Origin of the sequence: Pseudomonas sp. NPDC087336 (assembly GCF_044744285.1) — a bacterium.
Taxonomy (GTDB): Bacteria; Pseudomonadota; Gammaproteobacteria; order Pseudomonadales; family Pseudomonadaceae; genus Aquipseudomonas.
Window position 1 is genome coordinate 53052 of record NZ_JBIUYA010000037.1, and the last position, 8281, is coordinate 61332.

General features: G+C 61.8%; 8 protein-coding genes. 7 read left to right on the top strand and 1 reads right to left on the bottom strand.

Annotated features, from left to right (window positions below; all coding sequences use genetic code 11):
- Positions 1 to 19: 19 nt before the first annotated feature.
- Positions 20 to 703, bottom strand: coding sequence for a tellurite resistance TerB family protein (locus ACIO0C_RS27160; protein ID WP_401316879.1), 684 nt, complete (start codon positions 701 to 703; stop codon positions 20 to 22).
- A 638-nt stretch (positions 704 to 1341) separates the two neighbouring features.
- On the opposite strand from ACIO0C_RS27160, the gene ACIO0C_RS27165 reads away from it, so the two are divergent.
- The 7 genes from ACIO0C_RS27165 to ACIO0C_RS27195 all read left to right on the top strand — a co-directional run.
- A complete protein-coding gene (locus ACIO0C_RS27165; protein ID WP_401316881.1) occupies positions 1342 to 2256 on the top strand; it encodes a LysR family transcriptional regulator in 915 nt (304 codons plus the stop codon).
- Between the two features lie 131 nt (positions 2257 to 2387).
- Positions 2388 to 3845 carry a gamma-aminobutyraldehyde dehydrogenase gene (locus ACIO0C_RS27170; RefSeq protein WP_401316884.1) on the top strand — a complete coding sequence of 486 codons (1458 nt, stop codon included), beginning with the start codon at positions 2388 to 2390 and terminating at the stop codon, positions 3843 to 3845.
- Between the two features lie 83 nt (positions 3846 to 3928).
- Complete coding sequence (gene ydcS / locus ACIO0C_RS27175; protein ID WP_401316886.1) at positions 3929 to 5080, top strand: putative ABC transporter substrate-binding protein YdcS; 1152 nt, start codon at positions 3929 to 3931, stop codon at positions 5078 to 5080.
- A gap of 198 nt (positions 5081 to 5278) precedes the next feature.
- Positions 5279 to 6316, top strand: coding sequence for an ABC transporter ATP-binding protein (locus tag ACIO0C_RS27180; protein ID WP_401316889.1), 1038 nt, complete (start codon positions 5279 to 5281; stop codon positions 6314 to 6316).
- Position 6317: 1 nt separating this feature from the next.
- Positions 6318 to 7265 (top strand): ABC transporter permease, encoded by a 948-nt coding sequence (locus ACIO0C_RS27185; protein ID WP_401316891.1) that lies wholly within the window; start codon positions 6318 to 6320, stop codon positions 7263 to 7265.
- Entirely contained in the window at positions 7255 to 8064 is an 810-nt protein-coding gene (locus ACIO0C_RS27190; RefSeq protein WP_401316894.1) for an ABC transporter permease, read from the top strand. Before ACIO0C_RS27185 ends, ACIO0C_RS27190 begins: the two co-directional genes overlap by 11 nt.
- Before the next feature lie 44 nt (positions 8065 to 8108).
- Positions 8109 to 8281 (top strand): aldehyde dehydrogenase family protein (locus ACIO0C_RS27195; protein ID WP_401316898.1); only part of this gene is annotated, 173 nt, incomplete at its 3' end.

Here is an 8281-nt window from a genome sequence, read left to right on the forward strand (position 1 = left end):
GCGATGGCGGTCTTGAGGGTTACACCGCAGCCAGCCTCACCTGATTCTCCAGCTCGGCCTTCAGCCCCGGGTCCAGCTTGAGTTGCCGCGCCAGTTCATCGAGGTAGGACTTCTCCATGAAGCTCTCCTCATCCACCAGCATCACGCTGGCGATATACATTTCGGCCGCCATTTCCGGGGTCCTGGCGGCACGGGCCACATCGGTCGGATCCAGCGGCTTGTTCAGTTCGGCATGCAGCCAGTGTTGCAGTTCCTGATCGTTGTCGAGCTTGCTGAACTCGCCTTCGATCAGCTCGCGTTCGCGCGCGTCGATATGACCGTCGGCCTTGGCCGCGGCCACCAGGGCCTTGAGAATCGCCTGGCTGTGCTGCTCGACTTGCGCCGTCGGCAAGCGATCGAGGGTTTGCGGTTCGGTCCTCGGGGCTGTGCCCTGCTGGGCCTGCCAGTTGCCGTAGGCTTTGTAGGCAATAACGCCTAGCGCCGCGAGCCCGCCGTAAATAGCGACCTTGCCCCCGACCTTGCGCGCCTTCTTGTTACCCAGCAGCAGGCCCATGGCCCCGGCCGCCAGGGCACCGCCGCCTGCACCGGAGAGCAAGCTGCCGATGCCACTGTTCGCCCCCTGGTTCTGCGTCGAGCCGGTCTTTTTTTGCAACAAATCCTGGCCCGACTTGAGCAACTGGTCGAGCAATCCACGGGTGATCATTTTCCGCCTCCACAAAAGGGTTCAACCGCACTCTAAGGCCATCAGACTAGATCGAAAGTGCCCGACGACTCTCGGCGGGTTTGCTTCCAGATGTTGCTGGGGCGGCAGATTCCCGGGGGCAATGATGCTCAGGGATACGCCAGGGTTATCCGATAGTTGCCCGAAGTGATCGGTCTGGATGCAGCGTCCACCAACCTGTACTGCCCCTCATTGACCTGCAATCTGGCGAAGGCGGCTGGCGAGTCGAGAGAACTGACAGTTACCACTGGCTCCAGGTTTTGCGCACTGATCAGGTCTCCTTGCGCGCTCCCCGGACAGCCACGCAATACAAAACCCTGGCCGGTAACAGAGACCTTGCATGGCGCCTCCACTATTGCACCCTGGAAATGGATTATCGGCGCAGACGCAAGGCAACTTCCTGCCAGGCCCAGCGACAGTCCCAATGCCAGCGACATTTTCCTGATACTCATCGCGCACCCTCCCAGCTCAAAGATTGTGAAGTCCCAAGAGTAGTCGGCAAAAAACCGCAAATGATTAGGCCTTGGGAGTGCGCGCCCAACACTACGGCTCAGCCGCCCCATCGAAAAAAAGATATACACTCAAAAAAATCTATAAAACCGCTCACTCGGTACGGCCACATGATGACCCTGCGTCAAATTCGTCACTTCATTGCGGTGGCCGAGACCGGCTCGATCTCCGCTGCCGCGCAAACCGCGTTCATCTCCCAGTCCACCCTGACCCTGGCGATCCAGCAGCTTGAGCAGGAGATCGGCGTCGGCCTGTTCAATCGCCACGCCAAGGGCATGACCCTGACCCATCAGGGGCACCAGTTCTTGCGCCAGGCGCACTTGATCCTGGCCACTGTGGACAACGCCAAGCGCAGCCTGCAACAAAGCACCGACCAGGTGGCCGGGCAATTGATCGTCGGGGTGACCAGCCTGGTGGCCGGTTACTACCTGGCGGACTTGCTCACGCGCTTCCAGCGCGCCTACCCCAACGTCGAAATCCGTGTGATGGAAGACGAACGCCCGTACATCGAACACTTGCTGGTCAGCGGCGAGATCGATGTCGGCGTGTTGATCCTCTCCAACCTCGAAGACCGCCACGCTCTGCAGACCGAAGTACTGACCCATTCGCCCCATCGACTGTGGCTGCCAGCCCAGCATCCGCTGCTGGAACACGACAGCATCAACCTCGCCGACGTGGCCCGCGAGCCGCTGATTCAATTGAACGTCGATGAAATGGACCGCAACGGCCAGCGCATGTGGACCGCCGCCTCCCTGCAACCACGCATCACCCTGCGCACCGCCTCGACCGAAGCGGTGCGCAGCCTGGTGGCGGCCGGCCTCGGCGTGTCGATCCAGCCCGACATGACTTACCGCCCCTGGTCACTGGAGGGCGACATCATCGAAGCGCGGCCGATTGCCGACCTGAGCCAGACCCTCGATGTCGGCCTCGCCTGGCGCCGTGGCACGGCGCGTCCGGCACTGGTCGACCCATTCCTGACCGTGGCGCGCGAGCAACCCCACGGCGGGCGCAAGCCATCTATTTAATCGAACGCCACCTTCAGTATTTAGAATTTGTCGACCTCGGGTCTGCGCACTAGTCTTGTCGTATCTATATAAGACGGCCAGCCCCGGTCACAGGGAGCAGCATGGCCACACAAGAAAAGAGAACCCGAAGAATGGCTGGCGCACAGACCCCGTTGTTCACCGCATTGTTGATCGAAGGTGAATTAGTCGCAGGGCAAGGTCGTGTCGAGGCAATCCTCAACCCGGCAACAGGCGAAGTGTTGACGCACATCGCCGAAGCCAGCACCGACCAAGTCGAAGCCGCTATCCTCGCAGCGCACCGCGCCTTCGCCGGCTGGTCGCGGACCACCCCGCAGCAACGCTCGAACCTGTTGCTCGATATCGCCAACGCCATCGAAAAAAACGCCGACCTGCTCGCCCGCCTCGAATCCCTGAACTGCGGCAAACCGTTGCACCTGGCCCGCCAGGACGACCTGAGCGCCACGGTCGATGTGTTCCGCTTTTTCGCGGGCGCCGTGCGCTGCCAGACCGGCCAGCTCAGCGGCGAGTACCTGCCGGGCTATACCAGCATGGTGCGGCGCGATCCGATTGGCGTGGTCGCATCGATTGCACCCTGGAATTACCCGATCATGATGGCGGCGTGGAAAATCGCCCCGGCCCTGGCCGCCGGCAACACCCTGGTGTTCAAGCCCTCGGAGCACACGCCCCTGTCGATCCTGGCGTTGGCCCCGGCGCTGGCGCAAATCCTGCCGCCTGGCGTGATCAACATTGTTTGCGGTGGTGGCGAAGGCGTCGGCAGTCACCTGGTCAGCCATCCCAAGGTGCGCATGGTGTCGCTGACCGGCGATATCGTCACCGGGCAGAAAATCCTCCAGGCCGCGGCAAAAACCCTCAAGCGCACGCACCTCGAACTGGGCGGCAAAGCGCCAGTGATCGTCTGCAACGATGCCGACATTCAAGCGGTGGTCGAAGGCGTGCGCACCTACGGCTATTACAACGCCGGCCAGGACTGCACCGCCGCGTGCCGGGTGTATGCCCAGGCCGGTATTCACGACCGCCTGGTGGCCGAACTCGGTGCGGCGGTCAGCAGCCTGCGTTTCGCCGGCAAACGCGATGCCGACAACGAGATCGGCCCGCTGATCAGCACCCGCCAGCGCGATCGCGTGGCCAGTTTCGTCGAGCGCGCCCTCGGCCAGCCACATATCGAACGGGTGACCGGTGCGGCGGTGCATTCCGGAGCCGGCTTCTATTACCAGCCGACCCTGCTCGCCGGTTGCAAGCAAGGCGATGAAATCGTCCAGCGCGAAGTGTTCGGGCCGGTGGTCACCGTGACCCGTTTCGATGAGCTGGAACAAGCGGTGGATTGGGCCAACGACTCGGAATACGGCCTGGCCTCGTCGGTCTGGACGCAGAACCTCGACAAGGCGATGCAGGTCGCCGCGCGGTTGCAGTACGGCTGTACCTGGATCAACAGCCATTTCATGCTGGTCAGCGAGATGCCCCACGGCGGGCTCAAGCGTTCGGGTTACGGCAAGGACCTGTCCAGCGATTCACTCCAGGACTACAGCGTGGTGCGACACATCATGGCCCGCCACGGGCAGCATCTCTGACTACGCTAATAACAAGCCGCTAACGGCATGCTTCACCACGTTCACTACTGCCCCGACCATAATTTGAAGAAGAGGGAAATCCCATGTTCGTGCACAAGACCGCACTGCTCAGTGCAATCACCCCCTTACTGCTGGCCAGTGTCAGTGCCCAGGCCGCCGAGCCGCTGAAGGCTGTCGGTGCCGGCGAAGGCCAGCTGGATATCGTGGCGTGGCCCGGGTACATCGAACGTGGCGAAAGCGACAAGGCCTACGACTGGGTGACCGGTTTCGAGAAGGAAACCGGCTGCAAGGTCAACGTGAAAACCGCTGCGACCTCCGATGAGATGGTCAGCCTGATGGCCAAGGGCGGTTATGACCTGGTGACCGCGTCCGGCGACGCCTCCCTGCGCCTGATCGTCGGCAAGCGCGTGCAGCCGATCAACACGGCGTTGATCCCGAACTGGAAGAACCTCGACCCGCGCCTCAAGGATGCGCCGTGGTACGTGGTCAACAAGCAGACCTACGGCACCCCGTACCAGTGGGGTCCGAACGTGTTGATGTACAACACCAACGTATTCAAGACCGCGCCTGACAGCTGGGGCGTGTTGTTCAACGCCGAAAACCTGCCGGACGGCAAGCCGAACAAGGGCCGCGTGCAGGCCTATGACGGCCCGATCTACATTGCCGACGCGGCGCTGTACCTGAAATCCGCCAAGCCGGAATTGGGCATCCAGAACCCCTACGAACTGACCGAAGCACAGTACAAGGCCGTGCTCGATCTGTTGCGCGCCCAGCAGCCGTTGATTCACCGCTACTGGCACGACACCACCGTACAAATGAGTGACTTCAAGAACGAAGGCGTAGTCGCGTCCGGGGCCTGGCCATATCAGGTCAACGGCCTGGTCAACGAGAAACAGCCGATCGCCTCGACCATCCCGAAAGAAGGCGCCACCGGGTGGGCCGACACCACCATGCTGCACACCGATGCCAAGCACCCCAACTGTGCCTACAAGTGGATGGACTGGTCGCTGCAACCGAAAGTCCAGGGTGACGTAGCGGCGTGGTTCGGTTCGTTGCCAGCGGTACCGGCAGCGTGCAAGGAGAGCGAATTGCTCGGTGCCGAGGGCTGCAAGACCAATGGTTTCGACAACTTCGACAAGATCGCCTTCTGGAAAACCCCGCAGGCTGAAGGCGGCAAGTTCGTGCCGTACAGCCGCTGGACCCAGGACTACATCGCGATCATGGGCGGTCGTTAACACATCCACCGATCGTTCCCACGCTCTGCGTGGGAATGCATCACTGGACGCTCCGCGTCCATTCGCGCAGAAGTGACGCAGAGCGTCACGGGCTGCATTCCCACGCGGAGCGTGGGAACGATCACATCAGCTGTTCGCTTTTTCAGAAGTCCAGGCAGGGCCGCTGCGACGGTCTTCGCCTTTTTGGAGCACCGCACCATGACACTTGCAGTCCAGTTCACCAACGTTTCCCGGCAGTTCGGCGAAGTGAAAGCCGTTGACCGGGTTTCCATCGACATCCAGGACGGCGAGTTCTTCTCCATGCTGGGGCCTTCCGGCTCGGGCAAAACCACCTGCCTGCGCCTGATCGCCGGTTTTGAACAACCGAGCACGGGTTCCATTCGTATTCATGGTGAGGAGGCCGCCGGCCTGCCGCCGTACCAGCGTGACGTGAACACTGTGTTCCAGGATTACGCGCTGTTCCCACACATGAACGTTCGCGACAACGTCGCCTACGGCTTGAAAGTCAAAGGTGTCGCCAAGGCCGAACGCCTCAAGCGTGCCGAGGAAGCCCTCGACATGGTCGCCCTCGGCGGCTACGGCGAACGAAAGCCGGTGCAACTCTCCGGCGGCCAGCGCCAGCGCGTCGCCCTGGCCCGCGCCCTGGTCAATCGCCCACGGGTGCTGTTGCTCGACGAACCGCTGGGTGCACTGGACCTGAAACTGCGCGAGCAGATGCAAGGCGAACTGAAGAAGTTGCAACGCCAGCTCGGCATCACCTTCATCTTCGTCACCCACGACCAGACCGAAGCGCTGTCGATGTCCGACCGCGTCGCCGTGTTCAACAAGGGTCGCATCGAACAGGTCGACTCGCCGCGCAACCTGTACATGAAACCGGCAACCACCTTTGTCGCCGAATTCGTCGGCACTTCCAACGTGATTCGCGGTGATCTGGCGCGGCAGTTGAGCGGCAATCCGCAGCCCTTTTCGATTCGCCCCGAACACGTGCGTTTCGCCGAAGGTCCGCTGGCCAGCCACGAGATCGAAGTCAGCGGCTTGCTGCACGACATCCAGTACCAGGGCAGCGCCACACGCTATGAATTGAAGCTGGAAAACGGCCAGACCCTGAACATCAGCCAGGCCAACAATCAATGGCTCGATACCAGCGCCCAGCACCAGACCGGCCAACGCCTCAGCGCCCGCTGGGCCCGCGAAGCGATGATCCCGCTGCACGACACCCTGACAGGCGGGGTGTGACATGACCACCCTGGCTGTTTCTCAAACCTCGTCGGGCGGCTCGGCGCTGCGCAGGTTTTCCAACCTGCTGTATCGACGGCCGAACCTGTACCTGTCAATGCTGCTGGTGCCGCCGCTGCTGTGGTTCGGCGCGATCTACCTGGGCTCCTTGCTGACGTTGCTGTGGCAGGGTTTCTACACGTTCGACGACTTCACCATGGCGGTCACGCCCGACCTGACCCTGGCGAACTTCGCCGCGCTGTTCCAACCATCGAACTTCGACATCATCCTGCGCACCCTGAGCATGGCCATCGTGGTGTCCATCGCCAGCGCCATCGTCGCGTTCCCGATTGCCTATTACATGGCGCGTTACACCACGGGTAAAACCAAGGCATTTTTCTACATCGCGGTGATGATGCCGATGTGGGCCAGCTACATCGTCAAGGCCTATGCCTGGACCCTGCTGCTGGCCAAGGGCGGTGTGATGCAGTGGTTTGTGCAGAACCTGGGGCTGGAACCCTTGTTGCAGTTCGTACTGGGCATTCCGGGAATCGGCGGCAGTACCTTGTCGACCTCGCACCTGGGGCGTTTCATGGTGTTCGTCTACATCTGGCTGCCCTTCATGATCCTGCCGATCCAGGCTTCGCTGGAACGTCTGCCGCCATCGCTGCTGCAAGCCTCCGCCGACCTCGGCGCCAAGCCGCGCCAGACCTTCATGCAGGTGATTTTGCCGCTGTCGATTCCGGGGATTGCCGCAGGCTCCATCTTCACCTTCTCGCTGACCCTGGGCGATTTCATCGTGCCGCAACTGGTGGGCCCGCCGGGGTACTTCGTCGGCAGCATGGTGTATGCCCAACAAGGTGCGATCGGGAATATGCCGATGGCTGCAGCCTTCACCCTGGTGCCGATCGTGCTGATCGCCATCTACCTGTCCATCGTCAAACGACTGGGGGCCTTCGATGCACTCTGACAAAGCATCCCTGGGTTTGCGCATTGCCGCCTGGGGCGGGCTGGTGTTTTTACACTTCCCGATCCTGATCATCTTCCTGTACGCCTTCAACACCGAAGACGCGGCGTTCAGCTTCCCGCCCAAGGGCTTCACCCTGAAGTGGATCGGCGTGGCGTTCTCGCGGCCCGACGTACTGGAAGCGATCAAGCTGTCGCTGCAGATCGCGGCCATTGCCACGGCGATTGCCATGGTGCTTGGCACACTGGCGTCGGCGGCGTTGTACCGACGGGACTTCTTCGGCAAGCAAGGCATCTCGCTGATGCTGATCCTGCCGATCGCCCTGCCGGGGATCATCACCGGCATCGCGCTGCTGGCGACCTTCAAGACGCTGGGCATCGAACCGGGGATGTTCACCATCATCGTCGGCCACGCGACCTTCTGTGTGGTGATCGTCTACAACAACGTCATCGCCCGCTTGCGTCGTACGTCCCACAGTTTGATCGAAGCCTCCATGGACCTCGGTGCCGACGGCTGGCAGACCTTCCGCTACATCATCCTGCCGAACCTTGGCTCGGCGCTGCTGGCCGGCGGCATGTTGGCGTTCGCGCTGTCATTCGACGAGATCATCGTCACCACCTTCACCGCCGGCCACGAACGCACCCTGCCGCTGTGGCTGCTCAATCAGCTCAGCCGCCCAAGGGACGTACCGGTGACCAACGTTGTGGCGATGCTGGTGATGATCGTGACCATGCTGCCGATCCTTGGCGCTTATTACCTGACGCGGGGTGGTGAGAGCGTGGCGGGGAGTGGTGGGAAATAAATTCAGAAACCGACAACAACAATCCCCTGTAGGAGGACAGACTCATGCAAACCCAACTCCTGATCAACGGCCAACTGCTCACCGGCGAAGGCCCCGCCCAACCGGTGTTCAACCCCGCGCTGGGCCGTGTGCTGGTGGAAATCAACGAAGCCAGCGAAGCCCAGGTCGATGCCGCCGTGCGCGCCGCCGATGCCGCGTTCGACAGCTGGTCGCACAC

Excerpts from the sequence above, each read along its gene's own strand:
- ACIO0C_RS27185 (WP_401316891.1), top strand. The coding sequence starts at position 6,318 with ATGACCACCCTGGCTGTTTCTCAAACCTCGTCGGGCGGCTCGGCGCTG.
- ACIO0C_RS27160 (WP_401316879.1), bottom strand. The coding sequence starts at position 703 with ATGATCACCCGTGGATTGCTCGACCAGTTGCTCAAGTCGGGCCAGGAT.
- ACIO0C_RS27190 (WP_401316894.1), top strand. The coding sequence starts at position 7,255 with ATGCACTCTGACAAAGCATCCCTGGGTTTGCGCATTGCCGCCTGGGGC.
- ACIO0C_RS27180 (WP_401316889.1), top strand. The coding sequence starts at position 5,279 with ATGACACTTGCAGTCCAGTTCACCAACGTTTCCCGGCAGTTCGGCGAA.
- ydcS (WP_401316886.1), top strand. The coding sequence starts at position 3,929 with ATGTTCGTGCACAAGACCGCACTGCTCAGTGCAATCACCCCCTTACTG.
- ACIO0C_RS27165 (WP_401316881.1), top strand. The coding sequence starts at position 1,342 with ATGATGACCCTGCGTCAAATTCGTCACTTCATTGCGGTGGCCGAGACC.
- ACIO0C_RS27170 (WP_401316884.1), top strand. The coding sequence starts at position 2,388 with ATGGCTGGCGCACAGACCCCGTTGTTCACCGCATTGTTGATCGAAGGT.